Raw genomic sequence first — 19,342 nt, 5'->3', positions numbered from 1 at the left:
ACCTCGTGTCGTAGTGTGAACGCACGAGAGTCCACCGCCGTGCTCATCGAAAGAGGTAACCCGTGTCGGATTTCCTGAACTGGGTCGCAACGTTCAACCCGATCGTCCAGATCGTGCTCGTCGTCGTCGCGTTCGTGGCCGTCATCGCCCTCCTCCTGTTCTTCGTCGAGATCGCACCGCGCAGGGGGAGGCTCTACACGGGCATCCGCCTCGCCTTCTGCATCGTCGTACCTCTGGGCATCGCCCTCCTGCTCGGCTCCGTCTACTGGGCGGCAGCCGTCGCCGTCGTCCTGGGCGGCCTCTTCTTCTGGCTCGACTACAAGGCCAAAGCGGGTTCCGGCTACCTCTTCCAACTCTTCGGCTTCCTTGCGCCGGCCATGGTGCTTCTCGCCATCGGCCTCATCTACCCCTCCATCAAGACCTTCTTCGACTCCTTCCTCTCGGGCCGCGGCAACTTCGTCGGCATCGACAACTACATCTGGATCTTCACGCAGCCCGCAGCGCTGCGCACCGTGCTCAACACGATCGTCTGGGTGCTCATCGTGCCCGCCGTCTCGACCGCCTTCGGCCTCGCCTACGCCGTATTCATCGACAAGTCGCGCGGTGAGAAGGTGTTCAAGGTCCTCGTGTTCATGCCGATGGCCATCTCCTTCGTCGGCGCGAGCATCATCTGGCGCTTCGTCTACGCCGCCAGACCCGCCGGCCAGGAGCAGATCGGCCTGCTCAACCAGGTCGTCGTGTGGTTCGGCGGCGAGCCGGTGCAGTTCCTGCAGAACTCGCCCTGGAACACCTTCTTCCTCATCGTCGTGCTCATCTGGATCCAGACCGGATTCGCCATGGTCATCCTGTCGGCCGCCATCAAGGGCGTTCCGACCGAGCAACTCGAAGCGGCAGAGCTCGACGGAACCAACGCCTGGGAGAGGTTCATCAATGTGACCGTTCCGGGCATCCGGAGTTCGCTCGTCGTCGTGCTCACAACCATCTCGATCGCCTCCCTGAAGGTCTTCGACATCGTGCGCACCATGACCGCCGGCGCCAACGAGACCAGCGTGATCGCCAACGAGATGTACACGCAGTTCAAGACATTCGAACTGGGGAGGTCGGCCGCATTCGCGGTCGTGCTGTTCGTGCTGGTGATGCCCATCGTCATCTACAACGCGAGACAGCTGAAGAAGCAGAGGGAGATCCGATGAGCGCCGTCACGCCGGTCGAACTGCCCCTCGACAGCGAAACGAAGAGACAGCTGGGCCGGGGCGAAGGAGTCGCCAAGCGCACCAAGAAGCGCCTCACCAGCCGCACCGCCACCATCGCGGCGCTCGTCATCGCCGTGCTCTGGACGCTGCCCACCTTCGGTCTCTTCGTCTCATCGCTGCGACCCGCCGCGCTCGTCAACACGACCGGCTGGTGGACGATCTTCGAGAACTGGGGCTTCACCTTCGACAACTACGTCGACGTGCTCGCCTCCGGCAACGGAACCCTCGACCTCGCCGGTTCCTTCGTGAACTCGCTGGCCATCACCATCCCCGCCACCGTGTTCCCGCTCGTGATCGCCAGCCTCGCCGCCTACGCCTTCGCGTGGATCGACTTCAAGGGCCGCAACTGGCTGTTCATCTTCGTCTTCGCGCTGCAGATCGTGCCCATCCAGATGGCCCTCGTGCCGCTTCTGAGCCTGTTCTCGCGGGGCGTGCGCATCGGCAACATGCAGGTCTTCGAGGGGCTCGCCGCGAGCGGAACCTACGCGCAGGTGTGGATCGCGCACACCATCTTCGCGCTGCCGCTGGCGATCTTCCTGCTGCACAACTTCATCTCCGAGATCCCGCGAGAGCTCGTGGAGGCAGCCCGCGTCGACGGTGCAGGCCACGGCCAGATCTTCTTCAGGGTCATCCTGCCGCTGACCATGCCCGCCATCGCATCCTTCGGCATCTTCCAGTTCCTGTGGGTGTGGAACGACCTGCTCGTCGCGCTCATATTCGCGGATGGGGCGGTCGCGCCGATGACGAAACTGCTGGCGGAGATCACCGGCAGCAGAGGGCAGGACTGGCACCTGCTCACGGCGGGCGCGTTCATCTCCATCCTCGTGCCGCTCGTGGTGTTCTTCGCCCTGCAGCGCTACTTCGTGCGCGGCCTGCTCGCCGGGTCGACGAAGGGCTAGACGCGCGTCGCTCGTTAGGCTGGTGCGATGAGCGGTGGCGGGCAGGTCGGCAGGTACGGGAAGGCCCGCACGCGGGTCGGGATGATGGACCCGGATGCCCAGAAGGCGGAGAACGCGGCCGCGCCCCGCATCCCGGACCTGCTGCGGCGCATCCGGCACCTCTTCACCCCGCACCGGCGGGCGCTCACCGTCACCATCTCGCTCGTGCTCGTGGGGGCGGCGATCAGTGTCGCGCCGCCGCTGCTCACCCAGCAGGCCTTCGACCGCGGGCTGTTCCCCCCGGGTGGCACCCCCGATGTGCCGGTGCTCGTCGAACTGGTGGCGATCATGGTTCTGCTGTGGATCGCATCCGCAGCTCTCGGCGTGTGGCAGACCTGGCTGACCGCGAACATCGGCAACAAGGTCATGGGCGAGCTGCGCATCCGGCTGTTCAGTCACCTGCAGGCGATGGAGCTGGGCTTCTTCACGCGCACCAAGACGGGCGTCATCCAGTCGCGGCTGCAGAACGACGTCGGTGGCGTCGCCGGCGTGCTCAGCAACACGATCGCGAGCGTCATCGGCAACACCGTGACGGTCATCGCCGCGTTCGTGTCGATGCTGGTGCTCAGCTGGCAGATGACGATCGTGGCGGTCATCCTGATGCCCATCATCGTGATCGCGCAGCGTCGCATCGGGCGTGTGCGGGCGAAGATCGCGGGCGAGACGCAGGAGTCGCTCAGCAACCTGACCGCGATAACCCAGGAGTCGCTCAGTGTGAGCGGCATCCTGCTGGCGAAGAGTTTCACCCAGCAGGGCGCCGAGGTGGGCCGCTACGCGGACGAGAACGCCCGGCAGGTCGAGCTGCAGGTTCGGCAGACGATGAGCGGGCAGTGGTTCTTCGCCACCGTGAACGTGTTCCTGTCGATCATCCCCGCCGTGATCTACCTGGTGGCGGCGTGGCTGATCTTCGACGGCGTCAGCGTCACGGCGGGCACGGTCGTGGCCTTCACGACGGTGCAGGCGCGCCTCATGTGGCCGCTCATGGGGCTCATGCGCATCGCGCTCGACCTGCAGACGTCATCCGCCCTGTTCGCCCGCATCTTCGAGTATCTCGATCTGGTGCCGGCGATCGTCGACAGGCCGGATGCGCGGGCCGTGCCGTCGGAGGGGCTCGGCCTCGTCGAGTTCGACGACGTCGTGTTCAGGTATCCGGATGTCTCGGACGAGTCCCCGGCGACGCTCAGGGAGGTCTCGTTCACGATCGAACCGGGCCAGTTCGCTGCCTTCGTCGGGCCGTCGGGCGCGGGCAAGACGACCGTGTCGTATCTGATCCCGCGGCTGCACGAGGCGTCGTCGGGGGTGGTGCGCTTCGCCGGCGTCGACGTGCGCGAGCTCGGGCAGGAGGAGCTGATGCGCAACATCGGCATCGTCAGCCAGGAGACGTACCTGTTCCACGCATCGATCGCCGACAATCTGCGCTACGCGAGACCGGATGCGACGCAGGAGCAGATCGAGACGGCAGCCCGCAAGGCGAACATCCACGAGACGATCGTGTCGTTCCCGGATGCCTACGACACGATCGTGGGGGAGCGCGGCTACCGGCTGAGTGGCGGAGAGAAGCAGCGGGTGGCGATCGCCCGCGTTCTGCTGAAGGATCCGGCCGTTCTGATTCTCGACGAGGCGACGAGTGCGCTCGACAGTGTCTCGGAGGGCATCGTGCAGTCGGCGCTCGAGGAGGCGTCGCGGGGGCGCACGACGATCGCGATTGCGCACCGGCTGTCGACCATTGTGGAGGCGGATGTCATCTTCGTCGTCGACAACGGAAGGGTCGTCGAGCAGGGAACCCACGAGCGGCTGCTCGGCCTCGGCGGGGTGTACGCGGGGCTGTTCCGGCGGCAGGTGAGCGAGGACTGAGTTCGTTCGGGCGCTAGCCGGAGCCTTCGAGGGAGCTGTGACGAGCGGCCAGTTGCCGTGCGGCCTTGTCGATGGTTCGACGGTCGAACGGCAGCCCCGCTGCCCGCAGTTCGTCCGGGAGGTTCGCCGTGCGGGTGAGCAGACCGCTGACAGCGAGCTCTGTCATGCGTGCGGGGAGTCGGAGGTATTCGGCGAACGACCGCAGCCGTGCCGCCGACAGGGTGTCCCTGCCGCCGACGGTGAGGGCGAGCGTGGTGTCGCCGTAGAACAGGGTTGACGGCAGGTCGTAGGCGGGGGAGATGCTGCGGTCGCCCTCGGGGCTGGAGAGTGCGGAGAGGTTTTTGGCGTGCAGATCGCCGTTGCCGGTCAGCCAGGCGAACACGAGCTGCCTCAGGATGTCGCGTGCCGCCACGAGAGGCGCCGAGGTGAGACGCATGAGTGTGTGCGCTGCCTCCTCCATCGTCAGGTTGTATTTGTCGGCCGGCCACAGGTCTGCGGCCTGACAGGCGTCTTCGACGGCGAGCGGCCCTGCGGGGCCACGGTCGAAGCGGGTCACGAGCAGGCCGGGGGTTCCGTCGGCGTCGCTGACCATCCGGAATGGCGACACCGGCAGCCCGCATCGCTTCGCGAGGGCGAGGAAGAAGGCCTCGTTCTCGACGAGGTGCGGGTGCTCGGGCGGGTTCAACTTGAGGATGAACTGCTCGTGACTGCGGGCGACGGGCAGCGAGATCATGCCCGCCGACACCTTGTCCTGCACCCCGGCGAGGGTGGGGCGTCGCTCAGTTCCGTTTGTGCCGAGGAGTTCGGAGAAGCGGATGCGGTCGAGGCTCTTCGGCAGGCTCGTCGTCGGGGCATCCGTCGGCGCATGTCCCTGCTCGACGACCTGCACGTCGCCGATCGTGTCGCCGGCGACAGCTGTCAGCAGCGTCAGCTCGTCATCGGCCGATGTCTTGACGGCTTGGCGCAATGCGGTGAGCCTGCGACCCTCGGGCAGCAGGCCGGCGAAGTAGGGCGGTACCGCCCCCGCCGCGGTGATGCGAGGGGGCGCGTTCAGTGGCAGTGTCGAGGCGAGCGGCGGATGTCCGCTGACGCGGTAGCCGTCGAGATAGTCGAATTCGATGCCACCGGGCGTGCGTCGTAGTCGCGCGGCAAGCCGTCCTGCCTTGTAGGCATCGGCGGAGGTGACGGTCATGCGGCGCTGCGCGGGCCGATGGTGACGCCGAGACCGAGCGCATCGAGCACTGCGAGCACGACATCGAGCCGCACGGTGGGCTTGCCCGCCTCGAGCGATGAGATGAAACGTACGGAGACTCCGGCGAGGGCGGCGAGTTCCTGCTGTGTGACGCCGAGGCTCTTGCGCCTGTCCGTGATGATGGTTCCGAGCTCGTGGACGATATCGGATGCGGGTCTCATGGGTGTCTCCAATCTGCATGATCGTGCAGTTTCATCCAGTCTACGGACCGAGGAATGGGATACAAGGCCAAATTATGCATGATCGTGCGGATTTGATCCGAAAAGACCATTACCTGGGAGGCGGAACTCTCAGATATGCGCGATCGTGCAGATAGAGAAGCCCTAGGCGCCCTGACGGCCCACGATCTCGGCGATCCAGACGGGCGCGAACGGTGAGGTGCAGTTCGGCGGCGTCGGGTAGTCCTTCAACACCTCGAGGCGCTCACCGATGTCGATCGCGCGGGCACGGTACTCGGCGTGCGAGATGCCGATCTGGGCCAGATCGTGGTTCATGGCCCACTGCAGGCGATCGGGGGCATCCTTCATCTCCGCCTCGATCGTGTCGAGCAGACCCGAAAGGTCGAGCCCCTCGGGGCTCTTCGCGACCCGCTCGGTGGTGAGAGCCCAGCCGGCGCTCGCGACCACGGGGTCGGCGTCGGCAGTCCAGGCGACGCGCAGCTCCTCGACGTGCGGGCTCTTCTTCACCACATAGTTGACGAGCCAGTCGTGCGCCTTGGGCGCGCGTGACTCGCGCAGCATCGCGTCCAGTTCGTCGCGCGAGAACTCCTTGGGGCGGCAGATGAGGATGGCGAGCAGGCGGGCCGAAGTCTCACCGCTGGCCCAGAGTTCACGCGCGAGCGGATGCTGCGTCTTCAGCCGCTTCGCGACCGTGCGCAGTCGGCTGAGGTTCACGCCGTGGTCGTCGCCGCGCTTCTCGTTCGCCTCGCGCACCCTCGGGTCGTCGAGCTCCTCCAGCTCGGCCAGGACCTCGGCCAGAACCTCGCCAGGAACGGCGGCGTGCGGCGCCTCGGGCATGCTGATCTCCTGCTCTCTCAGGCTTCTCAGCGTACCAAGCGGCCCTGCGCATCCGGCCGCCGTGACGGCTGTGGTTTGTCGCGACGGCTGCAGAACGTTCTGCAGCCGTCGCGACAAACCACAGCCGCTGCGACAGCCCCGCGTGATCGTGCAGCGGGAGGAGCCGCCGTGCCCCGTTCGGGGGCTGCCGTGGTGGCGTGCTGGAGGCGATGATGGCAGGTGGGGTTCTCCCGAAAAGATCCCCACCGGTCCAGGTTGCAGTACCAGGGCACGAACCGTCGGTACCCGAAATACCGTCGGCTGAGCCCGAGCACACCCCCGTGCTCACCCTGTTCGACCCACTGTCGCGCCGCGGCACCCGAAATGTCGCCGGCGCTCGCATACCCGAAACGAGTACCCGCATGTCTGTCACGCTGCCCGCATCCGCTCGCCCCGCCGCATCCGCCGACGCACGCCATTCGGCGCTGCACAGCGACGACACCGACCTGGTGTGCCCGTCGTGCTCCTCCGGCATGACCGTCACGACGAACCCGTACTACGGCACCGGTCTGGCCGAGCACCGCACGATCGCGCTCTGCAAGGGATGCCTGAACATCGCGTTCATCCCCGAGGTTGTGGTCGAGACGGAGGCACGCGTCGCGGGCCAGCTCGTCGGGCGGCTGCTCGGCATCTTCGGCCGCCGCTGAAGCACTGAGCCGCGGCCGCCGAAACGCCGCCGTTGAAATGCGGCCGCTGAGCCGCTGCCGCTAGCTGCGCTCGGCGAGGAGATCGTTCATGTAGTCGATCTCCTTCTGCTGCACTGTGACCATGCCCGCGGCGAGCCTGGTGACGACGCGTTCGTCGCTGCGCACGAGCACGGCTTCGGCCATCTCGACGCCGCCCTGGTGGTGGGCGATCATGAGTTCGAGGAAGTACTTCTCGGCCTCGACGCCGCTCAGCGTCTTGAGCGTCGCCATCTGCTCGGCCGTCGCGAGCCCGGGCATGGGCGCGCCCGGCTCGTGCGAGGGGGCGTCGGATGCGCCGCCGTGGTCGTGCACGCTGCCGTCGAGCAGGGGGCGCGACATCCAGGTCATGCTGGGTTCCGGCGCCGCCTGCGGCAGGCCCCACACCTCCAGCCAGGCGAACATCTGCCCCGCCTGCTGCTGCTGCGCGGTGGCGATGTCGTAGGCCAGCAGCCGGATCTCGGGGTCGTCCGTCTCGTCGCGCACGATGAGCGACATGGCGACGGCCTGCAGGTGGTGCGTCTGCATGTCGCGCGCGAATCCGGCTTCAGCGCTCGTCGTCGTCGGGTCGACGGTGACGGGGGCGGATGCCCGGCCGACCGTGAATGCGACGGCCACGAGCAGGGTAGCGCCGAGGATGATGGCGACGACGAACCGCGTGCTCAGCCAGGAGCGCCTACGCGGCTCCGTGGCGTCGATCTCAGCTTCGAGGGGGTCAGGCAATCTTGCCCGGCCCGTCGATGGCGCCGTCGCAGCGGGCGCCCGGCTCGGGCACGTCGCCCGCCTGCCAGTACTTCTCGATGAAGTCGGCCAGGCGCGTGTCGTCGACGCCGTCGAGCTTCACCTGGGCGCCCCAGGCGGAGGCGACGACGGGGGAGTCGAGGCCCTCGTACGGCGAGAGGATCACGTAGCTGCTGGGCAGCGCATCCTTCAGGGTTTCGAGATCGTCACCCGTGACGGCGTTCGCGTCGTAGGTGACCCAGACGGCTCCGTGCTCGAGCGCGTGCGTGGCGTTCTCGTTCTGCTGCGGCTGGTCGTAGATGCCGCAGTTCAGCCAGGCCGGGTTGTGGCTGCCGCCGGCGGGCGGGTTCATGCCGTACAGGCCCTCGTAGTCGACGACCGTGTCGACGTGCGTGTAGTCGACATCGCTCCAGGTCTGCACGCCTTCGATGCTGATGTCGGCGGGGTTGCGCTTGGGGGTGCCGCTGGTGACGACGATCGTGACGATGAGGGCCACGACGGCGACGGCGGCGACCGAGCTCAGCGTGATCGCGATGACACGGTTGCGCTGCGCCCGCGCCTGCTTCTTCTTGAACGCCTCCACCTTGGCGAGGCGGCGCTGCTCTCGCTCCTGCTTGACGGTGAGCTTCTTCGCCGAGGGCGGAAGGCCCTGCGTCGATTCGTTCTGCGTCGAGTCGTCGGGTGTGGGGGTGTCGCTGCGGGCCACGGATGCTGTCCTGTCAGTCGGACTGCGGATCAGACGCGTGCCGACCCCTGCCTCTCGGCGGGGCCACCTGTTCGTGCTGTTCTCGCAGTGCGGCGGGAATGGCGGAATGCGGCCGAGGCCACACAGTTGTACTTACAAGTTATCTCACTGTTGGTGAACGAATCATGTGAGTGCATCCAGTATCGCAGCCCCGTGCATCCGGATGTCAGATCTCACGGTGATGACGGAGCCCCCGCTGGTAGATTGGCGAGACTATGAAGTTTGCAGAGACCGTCCTCGATCTGGTCGGAAACACACCCCTCGTTCGGCTCAACAAGGTGACGGAGGGCATCGAGGCGACTGTTCTCGTCAAGGTCGAGTACCTCAACCCGGGCGGCTCCTCCAAGGATCGAATCGCCGTGCGCATCATCGATGCTGCCGAGGCATCCGGCGAGCTGAAGCCCGGCGGCACGATCGTCGAGCCGACCTCGGGCAACACGGGCGTCGGCCTCGCCCTCGTCGCGCAACAGCGCGGCTACCGTTGCGTGTTCGTCTGCCCCGACAAGGTCAGCGAAGACAAGCGCAACGTGCTCAAGGCGTACGGTGCCGAGGTCGTCGTGACCCCCACTTCCGTCGCCCCCGACAGCCCCGAGTCGTACTACAGCGTCAGCGACAGGCTCGCCCGCGAGATCCCCGGTGCCTTCAAGCCCAACCAGTACGCGAACCAGAACGGCCCGCTCAGCCACTACGAGACGACAGGCCCCGAGATCTGGCGCGACACCGAGGGCGAGATCACGCACTTCGTCGCCGGCGTCGGAACGGGCGGCACCATCAGCGGCACGGGCCGGTACCTCAAGGAGGTGTCGGAGGGTCGAGTACACGTCATCGGCAGCGACCCGGAGGGCTCCGTGTACTCGGGCGGAGACGGGCTGCCCTATCTGGTGGAGGGTGTCGGCGAGGACTTCTGGCCGACTGCCTACGACCCCCAGCAGGTCGACGAGATCATCGCCGTCAGCGACGCCGAGGCCTTCGACATGACGCTGCGGCTAGCGCTCGAGGAGGGTCTGCTCGTCGGCGGTTCCAGCGGCATGGCCGTCGTCTCGGCGCTCAAGGCCGCCCGTGAGCTGCCGGCCGACGCCGTCGTGGTCGTGCTGCTGCCCGACGGCGGGCGCGGCTACCTGGGCAAGATCTTCAACAAGGGCTGGATGGACTCGCACGGCTTCGCCGAAGCCGTCGACGGCCCGAGCGTCACCGATGTCATCGGGGAGACAGGCGGTCGGATGCCGCACCTCCGCCCCGAAGACACGGTGCGCGACGCCATCCGCAGTCTGGGGGAGCACGGCCTCGATCGGCTCCCCGTCGTCTCCGCCGAGCCGCCCGTCGTGCTCGGCCAGGTGCTGGGCTCGGTAGGCGAGGCCGAACTGCTCGACCTCGTCGCGGGCGATCGGGGTCGACTCGACGACACCCTCGCCGAGCACATCGGGCAGCCCCTGCCCGTGGTGGGCGCCACCCAGTCTCTCGACGCCGCGCGTGCGGCCTTCGACGCATCCGGCGGCACCGTGCTGTTGGCGCTCGCCGGCGGCAAGCCGCTCGGGCTGCTCAGCCGCCGCAGCCTCCTCGACTTTCTCCTCGCTTAAGGACACACAGTGAACGACTTCTCGACCCGCGCCATCCACGCCGGACAGGCCTTCGACCCGACGACGGGCGCCATCATCCCGCCCATCTACATGAGCTCCACGTTCGTGCAGGACGGCATCGGCGGCTTCCGTAACGGCTACGAATACGCGCGCGGCGGCAACCCGACGCGCGATTCCCTGCAGGAGCTGCTCGCCTCGCTCGAGGGCGGCTCGAAGGCGTTCAGCTTCGCCTCCGGCCTCGCCGCAGAAGACGCACTGCTGCGCAGCCTGCTCAAAACGGGTGACCACGTGCTCATGGGCAACGACGTGTACGGGGGCACGCACCGCCTCGTCAACAGGCTCTTCGTGCCGTGGGGCATCGAGTTGAGCACCGTCGAGATGAGCGATGCGGATGCGGTGCGCGCCGCCATCAGGCCCGGAAAGACGCGCGTGCTGTGGCTTGAGACCCCGAGCAATCCGCTCCTGAAGATCACCGACATCGAGGCGCTCGCCGCGATCGGCCACGAGGCCGGCGTGATCGTCGTCGTCGACAACACCTTCGCGTCGCCGTACCTTCAGCAGCCGCTGTCGCTGGGCGCCGACGTCGTCGTGCACTCCGCCACGAAGTATCTGGGCGGGCACTCCGATGTGCTCGGCGGGGCGGTCGTGGTGAACGATGAGGAGCTCGCCGAGAAGGTCGCGTTCCTGCAGTTCGGCGCGGGCGGCGTCTCCTCACCGATGGAGTCGTGGCTGACCGTGCGCGGCATCAAGACGCTCGCCGTGCGCATGGACCGCCATTCCGAGAACGCGCACACGATCGCATCGGCCCTTGAAGGGCATCCGGCGATCGAGCGGGTCTTCTACCCGGGCCTCGAATCGCACCCCGGCCACGACATCGCGGCCCGGCAGATGCGCGACTTCGGCGGCATGCTCTCGGTCGCGCTGAAGGGCGGGCCGGATGCTGCGCGCCGCTTCGCAGAGTCGACGTCGCTGTTCCAGCTGGCCGAATCGCTGGGCGGCGTCGAGTCGCTCATCAGCTACCCGAGCGAGATGACGCACGCCTCCGTGAAGGGCACCGAGCTGGCCGTGCCGGAGAACGTCATCCGGCTCTCCGTCGGCATCGAGAGCATCGGCGATCTGCTCGCCGATGTGCTGCAGGCGCTCGACCCGCTCTCCTGAGCCGCCGGCTCGCCGGAAGACTAGTGTGAGCAGGTGACTTCTGCGCCCGATCGCGCGCCCGGGATCTTCGGCGCGCAGTATCTTTGGACGACGATCGGTGCGCTCGCCCTCGTCTTTCTGAACGCCTTCGAGAACCTGGCCGTGACGACCGTCATGCCGGTCGTGAGCGCCGCCCTGGGCGGGTCGAGCCTGTACGCGCTGGCGTTCGCGGCGCCCCTCGCGGCGGGTGTGATCGGTCTTGTGGCGGGCGGCAACTGGTCTGATCGCTCCGGCCCGGCGGCGCCCATGTACGTCTCGGGCGCGCTCTTCGTTCTCGGACTGCTGCTCGCCGGCACGGCCCAGACCATGGGCATGGTCGTGGTGGGCCGCCTCGTGCAGGGCTTCGGCGGCGGCGCGATCAGCGTCGCACTGTATGTGATCGTGGCGCGCATCTACCCGCCGGACCTGCACCAGAAGATCTTCGCCGGCTTCGCTGCGGCGTGGGTTGTGCCCTCCCTCGTGGGGCCCGTTCTGGCGGGGCTCGTGGCCCAGTACGTGTCGTGGCACTGGGTGTTCCTCGGCGTCGTGGGGCTCGTGTTGGGGGCGATCGTTCTGATGGTGCCTGCCGTGCGGGGCCTTCCTCCGCAGGCCGAGCGGGAGCATCCGGAGCCCTGGGCCTTCGGCCGGATCGGGTGGGCCGTGCTGACCGCGGCGGCCGTGCTGGCCCTCAATCTCTCACAGGAGGCACCGGATGCTGCTGCTGCCGTGATCGCGCTGGTGTCGGTCGTCGTCGCTCTGTTGGCGCTGCGCCCGCTGGTGCCCCGGGGCACCCTGTCGGCTCGCCGCGGGCTCCCGACGGTGATCCTGGTGCGTGGTTTCGTCGCCGCGGCGTTCTTCGGCGCCGAGGTGTACATCCCCTATCTCCTGATCGACGAGTACAGTTTCGACCCGGCGCTGGCGGGGCTCGCGCTCACCGGATCGGCGCTCGCCTGGGCCGGAACATCATGGCTGCAGGGCAGGCTGGGGGATCGGCTGTCGGATGTCCTGTCGGTGCGGCTCGGCTCGGCGCTCGTTCTCGCGGGGATCCTCATCGCCGTCGCGACGGCCGCCTGGCTGCTGTCGCCGCTCGTCATCATGCTCGGCTGGCTCCTCGGTGCCGGGGGCATGGGGCTCATGTATCCGCGGCTGAGCACCATGACGCTCGCGCGTTCGACGCCTCAGAACCAGGGCTTCAACAGCGCCGCAGTACAGATCGCCGATTCGCTCGGCGCCGCTCTCGCGCTGGCGACGACGGGCCTCATCGTGGCGGCATTCGCCGTGTTCGGCGGTGCTACGACGTTCGCGGCGACGTTCGTGTTCGCGGCTGTTCTGGCGCTCGCCGCGCTCATCGTGGCCGGTCGCGTCGCCGAACCGAGTTCCGACACACTGCGCTGAGCCGGAGGCCCTGTGAGGCGCCGTCGGGCCGAGTGGACTCGCGACCGCACGCGGGACCGGTGCTCGGGTGGCGTGCATAATGGAGGCGTCACGCAGCATGTGACCGTACACATCGGGTTGGGCGCTGAGGCGCGCGACCGGGGAAGAGCCATGGAGCCAGAGAAGGTACGCGCGCCGAACATCCGCGACGTCGCGCGTCTCGCAGGGGTCTCGTACCAGACGGTCTCCCGCGTGCTCAACGACTCCCCGAACATCAAGCCGAGCACGCGGCAGCGCGTGATCGACGTGATCGACGATCTCGGCTATCGACCCAACCAGGCCGCGAGGGCTCTCGTCACCAACAGGAGCCGAACGATAGGGGTGCTCGCCGGGGACACGGCGCACTATGGGCCGACGACGAGCGTGCACGCCATCGAGATCGCTGCGCGCGAGGCCGGCTATCGGGTGACGATCACGAACTCGTCGAGCGACTACGAGGCGCTGCGGGCCGGCCTCGATCATCTGAGGCGACAGTCGGTGGAGGCGATCATCGTGATCGCGCCGCAGCTGCGCGTGTTCGACGCGATCAGCGACATGGGCCTGACGATCCCGTTCGTGACCCTCGACTCGACGCGTCACGACTCCTCGCACAGTGTCTCGGTCGACCAGTTCTCGGGCGGGCGCATGGCCACCCGGCACCTCATAGATATCGGCCACACCGAGATCGAGCATCTGGCGGGGCCACAGGACTGGATCGAAGCGGATGCCCGGATGCGGGGCTTCCTGCACGAGGTGCGCGAGGCGGATCTGGCGACGAGACCCCCGATCCTCGGCGACTGGACTGCGGCGTTCGGCTATCACGCCGGCCTCGAGCTGCTGGGCAATCGCGACTTCACTGCAGTGTTCTGTGCGAACGACCAGATGGCGCTGGGCGTCATCCACGCCTTCCATGAGCACAGGGTGCGGGTTCCGGAGGATGTCAGCGTCATCGGCTTCGATGATGTCCCGGATGCCGCACATTTCTGGCCGCCGCTGACGACGGTGCGGCAGGACTTCGCGGAGATCGGCCGCCGCTCGATGGCGATTCTGCTCGACGAGCTGGAGGGCACCGCGACGGCCACGCATGAGCAGATCGCGCCCGAACTGGTGCTGCGCGCATCCACCGCCCCTCCTCGCTGACCTGGGCTGCTCGACCAGCGCCGACCTCGCTGACCGGGGTCGCTCGACCAGCGCCCACCTCGCAAGCCCTCATCGCGACTGACTTCTCTCGAGTTGCCCACTTCTGCCCTCAAATCACGCAGATCAGGGGCGAAAGCGGGCAACTCGCGCAGTGGTGCGGCGGAGTGGTGCGGCGGAGTGGTCCAGCGGAAACCGCGGCGGTGTGGCGAATGGCGTGACGGAGAGACGTGTCTGAATCGTGATCATCCGCCGGTTGACACTTCTGGGTGAAAAAGGGTTAGCATTGCCCCACAAATGTGAACGGTCACACGAACGGTCACATGACAAGGTTTTCTGTCGCGGATGCGACATGTGTGAGTGACGAGGGAGTCTGCCGGTGAGTCAAGCGGTAACGCACAACGCTGCTGCGGCCATGTCGGCATCCGAGCGTCACGTCATCGGCGTCGACTACGGAACCCTCAGCGGTCGCGCGGTCGTCGTGCGCGTCTCCGACGGGGCCGAGCTCGCCTCCGCCACCCTCGACTACCCGCACGCCGTCATGGACACGACGCTCGCGGCATCCGGCGCCACCCTTCCTCCCGAGTGGGCACTGCAGGTGCCGGCCGACTACGTCGCCGTGCTCAGGACGGCCGTGCCGGAGGCCGTCGCCAAGGCCGGAATCGACCCGAGCAGCGTCATCGGCATCGGCACGGACTTCACCGCATCCACGCCCCTTCCGGTTCTCGCCGACGGCACGCCGCTGAACGAGCTGCCCGAGTATGAGACGAACCCGCACGCCTACGTGAAGCTCTGGAAGCACCACGCGGCGCAGGGTCAGGCCGATCGCATCAACGAGCTGGCTGCAGCGCGCGGCGAGGCCTGGCTGCCCCGCTACGGCGGGCTCATCTCGAGCGAGTGGGAGTTCGCGAAGGGCCTGCAGCTGCTCGAGGAGGCGCCCGAGCTGTACGAGCGCATGGATCACTGGGTCGAGGCCGCCGACTGGATCGTGTGGCAGCTCACCGGCAGCTACGTGCGCAACGCCTGCACGGCCGGCTACAAGGGCATCTGGCAGGACGGCGAGTACCCGAGCCGCGAGTTCCTGGGCGCGCTCAACCCTGCATTCGCCGGTTTTGCCGACGACAAGGTCGCCCACGAGATCGGCCAGCTGGGCGACGCCGCCGGAACTCTCAGCGCGCAGGCGGCCGCCTGGACGGGCCTGCCCGAGGGCATCGCCGTCGCGGTCGGCAACGTCGACGCGCATGTGACGGCCCCGGCCGCGCAGGCGGTCGAGCCCGGCCAGATGCTCGCCATCATGGGCACTAGCACCTGTCATGTCATGAACTCCGATGTTCTCGCCGAGGTCCCCGGAATGTGCGGCGTCGTCGATGGCGGCATCGTCAGCGGGCTGTATGGCTACGAGGCGGGGCAGTCCGGTGTGGGCGACATCTTCGCCTGGTACGTCAAGAATCAGGTTCCGGCGAGCCATCACGAGGCGGCGGATGCTGCGGGCAAGTCAATCCACCAGTATCTGACCGATCTGGCCGCAGAGCACCCCGTCGGCGCCCACGGCCTCGTCGCCCTGGACTGGCATTCCGGCAATCGCTCGGTTCTCGTCGACCACGAGCTCAGCGGTGTCGTCGTCGGCGCGACGCTGACGACCCGGCCTGAGGAGGTCTACCGGGCGCTGCTCGAGGCGACCGCGTTCGGCACCCGCAAGATCGTGGAGACCTTCAATGCGAGCGGCGTGCCCGTGACGGAGTTCGTCGTCGCCGGTGGTCTGCTCAAGAACGCGTTCCTCATGCAGACGTACAGTGACATCCTGCGCATGCCGATCTCGACGATCGCGAGTGAGCAGGGCCCCGCGCTCGGCTCCGCCATCCATGCCGCGGTCGCCGCGGGCGCCTACCCCGATGTGCGGGCTGCGGGCGCCGCCATGGGCAAGGTCACGCGTGACGCGTACACGCCGAATGAGGCGGCGGCGGATGCCTACGACGAGTTGTATGCCGACTACGAGCTGCTGCACGACTACTTCGGTCGCGGCGCCAACGATGTGATGAAGCGGCTGAAGCGCCGCAGGCGGGAGGCCCTGGCATGAGCACCTTCACCCCTGAGGTCGAGGCGGCGATCGCCGCGACGCGCGACGAGGTCGCGGCGCTGCACTCCGAGCTGACCCGCTACGGCCTGGTCATCTGGACGGGCGGCAACGTCAGCGGCCGCGTGCCCGGCGCCGAGCTGTTCGTGATCAAGCCGAGCGGCGTGCTCTACGACGACCTGGCCCCCGAGAACATGATCCTGTGCACGCTCGACGGCGAGGTCGTGCCGGGAACGCCCGGCAGCGAGCGCAGCCCCTCCAGCGACACGGCCGCCCACGCCTACGTCTACCGCAACATGCCCGAGGTCGGCGGGGTCGTGCACACGCACTCCACCTATGCGACCGCCTGGGCGGCACGCGGCGAGGAGATCCCGTGCGTGATCACGGCGATGGCCGACGAGTTCGGCGGGCCCATCCCGGTCGGCCCCTTCGCGATCATCGGTGACGACTCGATCGGCCGCGGCATCGTCGCGACCCTCACCGGTCACCGTTCGCGCGCCGTGCTCATGCAGAACCACGGCCCGTTCACGATCGGCCGCGACGCCCGCGACGCCGTGAAGGCCGCCGTCATGGTCGAGGATGTCGCCCGCACGGTTCACCTCGCCCGCGAGGCCGGCGAGCTCATCCCGCTGCCGCAGCAGGCCATCGACTCGCTCTTCGACCGCTACCAGAACGTCTACGGACAGCCGGAAGGAACCGCCTGATGCCCACGCTCTCCACCTCGCTCGACCAGTACGAGGTCTGGTTCGTCACCGGCAGCCAGAACCTGTACGGCGAGGAGACCCTCCGCCAAGTCGCCGAGCAGTCGCAGAAGATCGCCGAAGAGCTGGGCGCAGCATCCGATGTTCCTGTGAAGGTCGTCTGGAAGCCCGTTCTCAAGGACAGCGACTCGATCCGCCGCCTCGCGCTCGACGCCAATGCGGCCGACGAGGTCATCGGCGTCGTGGCGTGGATGCACACCTTCAGCCCCGCCAAGATGTGGATCGCCGGCCTCGACGCGCTGCGCAAGCCGCTGCTGCACCTGCACACGCAGGCGAATGTGGCGCTGCCGTGGGGCGAGATCGACTTCGACTTCATGAACCTCAATCAGGCCGCGCACGGCGACCGCGAGTTCGGCTACATCCAGACCCGCCTCGGCGTGGCCCGCAGGACCGTCGTCGGCCATGTCTCGAACCCGGCCGTCACCGCCCAGGTGGGCACCTGGCAGCGCGCCGCCGCAGGATGGGCTGCCACCCACAGCCTCAAGCTCGCCCGCTTCGGCGACAACATGCGCTACGTCGCCGTCACCGAGGGTGACAAGACCGAGGCCGAGCTGCGGTTCGGCGTGCAGGTCAACACCTGGGGCGTCAACGAACTTGCGGATGCCGTCCATGCGGCGTCAGCGGCATCCATCGACGATCTCGTGGCCGAATACGAGGAGCTCTACGACGTCGTGCCCGAGCTGCGCAGGGGTGGCGAGCGGCACGAGTCGTTGCGCTACGGCGCGGCCATCGAGGTGGGCCTGCGTTCCTTCCTGGAGGAGGGCGGCTTCGGCGCGTTCACCACCAGCTTCGAGGATCTCGGCGCACTGCGGCAGCTGCCCGGCCTCGCCGTGCAGCGCCTCATGGCCGACGGTTACGGCTTCGGCGCGGAGGGCGACTGGAAGACGGCCGTTCTCGTGCGCACCGCCAACGTCATGGGCTCCGGCCTGCCCGGTGGGGCATCCCTCATGGAGGACTACACCTACCATCTGACGCCCGGCGAGGAGAAGATCCTCGGCGCCCACATGCTCGAGGTGAGCCCCTCGCTGACGACGTCGAAGCCGTCGCTCGAGATCCACCCGCTCGGAATCGGTGGGCGCGAGGACCCGGTGCGGCTCGTCTTCACCGCGGATGCCGGCCCCGCCGTCGTCGTCGCCATGAGCGACATGCGCGACCGCTTCCGGCTTGTCGCGAACGTCGTCGAGAACGTGCCGCTCGACGAGCCCATGCCGAATCTGCCGGTCGGTCGCGCCGTGTGGAAGCCGGCCCCCGACTTCGCCACCTCCGCGGCGGCCTGGCTGACCGCCGGAGCCGCACACCACACGGTCATGACGACCGCGGTCGGCATCGACGTGTTCCGCGACTTCGCGGAGATCGCCGGAGTCGAACTGCTCGTCATCGACGAGGAGACCACCCTCGGCGGGTTCCAGCGCGAGGTGCGCTGGAACGCCGCGTACCATCGACTCGCTCAGGGGATCTGAGCGAGCACCAGACCCCCGGCTGCAGGGCCGGGCAGCAAGGCTTCGTTTGACGAAGATGTCCCAACCCCAATGAAAGGAAACACAGTGAAGACCAGGAAGCTACTGGGCGGCATCGCAGCCGCCAGTGCGCTCGTGCTCGCTCTTGCGGGCTGCTCGGGCGACCGCACGGGCGGTTCGACCGACGAGGGAAGCACAGAAGGCGCCATCGTCGGCGTCTCGATGCCCACGCAGCAGTCGGAGCGTTGGATCGCCGACGGCGACAACGTCAAGGCATCGCTGGAGGACCTCGGCTACAAGGTCGACCTCCAGTTCGCCAACGACGACATCCCCACGCAGGTGTCGCAGATCGAGAACATGATCACGAGCGGCGCCAAGGCGCTCATCATCGCCTCGATCGACGGAACCACGCTGACGGATGTCCTCCAGCAGGCAGCCGACAACGAGATCCCCGTGATCGCCTACGACCGTCTGATCAACGGCACCGAGAACGTCGACTACTACACGACCTTCGACAACTACAAGGTCGGCGTGCAGCAGGCGACGTCACTCCTGACGGGCCTCGGCATCCTCGATGAGAGCGGTGCGGAGACCGGCGCAGCGGGTCCCTTCAACGTGGAGCTGTTCGGCGGAAGCCCCGACGACAACAACGCCACGTTCTTCTGGAACGGCGCGATCGACACCCTGCAGCCGTTCATGGACAGCGGCGTCATCGTCGTTCCCAGCGGCCAGGTGAGCTTCGAGCAGGCGGCGATTCTTCGCTGGCTGCCCGAGACGGCTCAGAAGCGCATGGAGAACCTGCTCACCGTCATCGGTGACACCAAGCTCGACGGTGTCCTCTCGCCGTACGACGGTCTCTCGATCGGCATCATCTCCGCCCTCACGTCGGGTGGATACTCGGCCGACGCCCTCCCCGTGATCACGGGCCAGGACGCCGAGGTCGGATCGGTCAAGTCGATCATCGCCGGCGAGCAGTACTCCACCATCTTCAAGGACACGCGCCTCCTCGGTGCGCAGGCCGTCAAGATGGTCGACGCTGTTCTGAACGGTGACGAGCCCGAGGTCAACGACACCGAGACGTACGACAACACCGTCAAGGTTGTTCCGTCGTACCTGCTCGAGTCGACGATCGTCACGGTCGACAACTACGAGTCGGTCCTCGTCGACGGTGGCTACTACACTGCGGACGACCTGAAGTAGTAACGTCCCCAAGCACTGAAGCGATT

Annotated in this window: 17 protein-coding genes; 12 read left to right on the top strand and 5 right to left on the bottom strand. The window is 67.5% G+C overall.

The annotated features are described in order from the left end of the window. Positions 1–62 precede the first annotated feature (62 nt). Genes FB562_RS09570 through FB562_RS09560 form a run of 3 tightly spaced genes read left to right on the top strand, consistent with a single transcriptional unit; the run spans position 63 to position 4,045 of the window. Entirely contained in the window at positions 63–1,193 is a 1,131-nt protein-coding gene (locus FB562_RS09570; RefSeq protein ID WP_141880899.1) for a carbohydrate ABC transporter permease, read from the top strand. After that, a complete protein-coding gene (locus tag FB562_RS09565; protein ID WP_141880898.1) occupies positions 1,190–2,152 on the top strand; it encodes a carbohydrate ABC transporter permease in 963 nt (320 codons plus the stop codon). Before FB562_RS09570 ends, FB562_RS09565 begins: the two co-directional genes overlap by 4 nt. A gap of 27 nt (positions 2,153–2,179) precedes the next feature. Further along, on the top strand, positions 2,180–4,045 hold the full coding sequence (locus FB562_RS09560) for an ABC transporter ATP-binding protein (RefSeq protein ID WP_141880897.1): 1,866 nt from the start codon (positions 2,180–2,182) through the stop codon (positions 4,043–4,045). A 13-nt stretch (positions 4,046–4,058) separates the two neighbouring features. Here the strand turns inward: FB562_RS09560 and FB562_RS09555 are convergent, their stop codons facing one another. The 3 genes from FB562_RS09555 to FB562_RS09545 all read right to left on the bottom strand — a co-directional run bounded on the left by FB562_RS09555 (position 4,059) and on the right by FB562_RS09545 (position 6,313). Beyond that, positions 4,059–5,237, bottom strand: a complete 1,179-nt coding sequence (locus FB562_RS09555; protein ID WP_141880896.1) for a type II toxin-antitoxin system HipA family toxin — start codon at positions 5,235–5,237, stop codon at positions 4,059–4,061. After that, a complete protein-coding gene (locus FB562_RS09550) occupies positions 5,234–5,458 on the bottom strand; it encodes a helix-turn-helix transcriptional regulator (RefSeq protein ID WP_141880895.1) in 225 nt (74 codons plus the stop codon). Before FB562_RS09550 ends, FB562_RS09555 begins: the two co-directional genes overlap by 4 nt. Positions 5,459–5,620: 162 nt before the next feature. Further along, positions 5,621–6,313: a DNA alkylation repair protein gene (locus FB562_RS09545; protein ID WP_141880894.1), complete on the bottom strand. Its 693-nt coding sequence runs from the start codon at positions 6,311–6,313 to the stop codon at positions 5,621–5,623. 401 nt (positions 6,314–6,714) lie between these two features. On the opposite strand from FB562_RS09545, the gene FB562_RS09540 reads away from it, so the two are divergent. Beyond that, the gene (locus tag FB562_RS09540) at positions 6,715–6,999 is read left to right on the top strand and encodes a hypothetical protein (RefSeq protein ID WP_141880893.1); all 285 of its coding nucleotides are present in this window, start codon (positions 6,715–6,717) and stop codon (positions 6,997–6,999) included. A 60-nt stretch (positions 7,000–7,059) separates the two neighbouring features. Here FB562_RS09540 and FB562_RS09535 read toward each other — a convergent pair whose 3' ends face one another. Both FB562_RS09535 and FB562_RS09530 read right to left on the bottom strand, forming a co-directional pair. Beyond that, entirely contained in the window at positions 7,060–7,758 is a 699-nt protein-coding gene (locus tag FB562_RS09535) for a DUF305 domain-containing protein (RefSeq protein ID WP_246081417.1), read from the bottom strand. Then, on the bottom strand, positions 7,751–8,482 hold the full coding sequence (locus tag FB562_RS09530; protein ID WP_141880892.1) for a thioredoxin-like domain-containing protein: 732 nt from the start codon (positions 8,480–8,482) through the stop codon (positions 7,751–7,753). The genes FB562_RS09535 and FB562_RS09530 overlap by 8 nt, the downstream gene beginning before the upstream one ends. A 254-nt stretch (positions 8,483–8,736) precedes the next feature. Between FB562_RS09530 and FB562_RS09525 the strand changes: the two genes are divergently transcribed. From FB562_RS09525 to chvE, 8 genes are all read left to right on the top strand, one after another. After that, positions 8,737–10,098 carry a cystathionine beta-synthase gene (locus FB562_RS09525; protein WP_141880891.1) on the top strand — a complete coding sequence of 454 codons (1,362 nt, stop codon included), beginning with the start codon at positions 8,737–8,739 and terminating at the stop codon, positions 10,096–10,098. A gap of 9 nt (positions 10,099–10,107) precedes the next feature. After that, positions 10,108–11,256, top strand: coding sequence for a cystathionine gamma-synthase (locus FB562_RS09520; protein WP_141880890.1), 1,149 nt, complete (start codon positions 10,108–10,110; stop codon positions 11,254–11,256). Positions 11,257–11,289: 33 nt separating this feature from the next. After that, entirely contained in the window at positions 11,290–12,669 is a 1,380-nt protein-coding gene (locus FB562_RS09515; protein WP_185740500.1) for an MFS transporter, read from the top strand. Between the two features lie 150 nt (positions 12,670–12,819). Next, positions 12,820–13,827, top strand: coding sequence for a LacI family DNA-binding transcriptional regulator (locus tag FB562_RS09510; protein ID WP_141880889.1), 1,008 nt, complete (start codon positions 12,820–12,822; stop codon positions 13,825–13,827). A gap of 412 nt (positions 13,828–14,239) precedes the next feature. After that, a complete protein-coding gene (gene araB / locus FB562_RS09505; RefSeq protein ID WP_141881177.1) occupies positions 14,240–15,901 on the top strand; it encodes a ribulokinase in 1,662 nt (553 codons plus the stop codon). Beyond that, positions 15,898–16,602: an L-ribulose-5-phosphate 4-epimerase gene (locus FB562_RS09500; RefSeq protein WP_141880888.1), complete on the top strand. Its 705-nt coding sequence runs from the start codon at positions 15,898–15,900 to the stop codon at positions 16,600–16,602. Before araB ends, FB562_RS09500 begins: the two co-directional genes overlap by 4 nt. Beyond that, positions 16,602–18,119, top strand: a complete 1,518-nt coding sequence (gene araA, locus FB562_RS09495; protein ID WP_141880887.1) for an L-arabinose isomerase — start codon at positions 16,602–16,604, stop codon at positions 18,117–18,119. Before FB562_RS09500 ends, araA begins: the two co-directional genes overlap by 1 nt. An 84-nt stretch (positions 18,120–18,203) precedes the next feature. Next, complete coding sequence (gene chvE, locus FB562_RS09490; RefSeq protein WP_425459820.1) at positions 18,204–19,316, top strand: multiple monosaccharide ABC transporter substrate-binding protein; 1,113 nt, start codon at positions 18,204–18,206, stop codon at positions 19,314–19,316. Positions 19,317–19,342 lie beyond the last annotated feature (26 nt).

Origin of the sequence: Homoserinimonas aerilata (genome assembly GCF_006716125.1) — a bacterium.
Classification (GTDB): Bacteria; Actinomycetota; Actinomycetes; order Actinomycetales; family Microbacteriaceae; genus Homoserinimonas; species Homoserinimonas aerilata.
The sequence above is the reverse complement of the archived record's forward strand: the minus strand, read 5'-3'. Positions and strand labels throughout refer to the sequence as shown.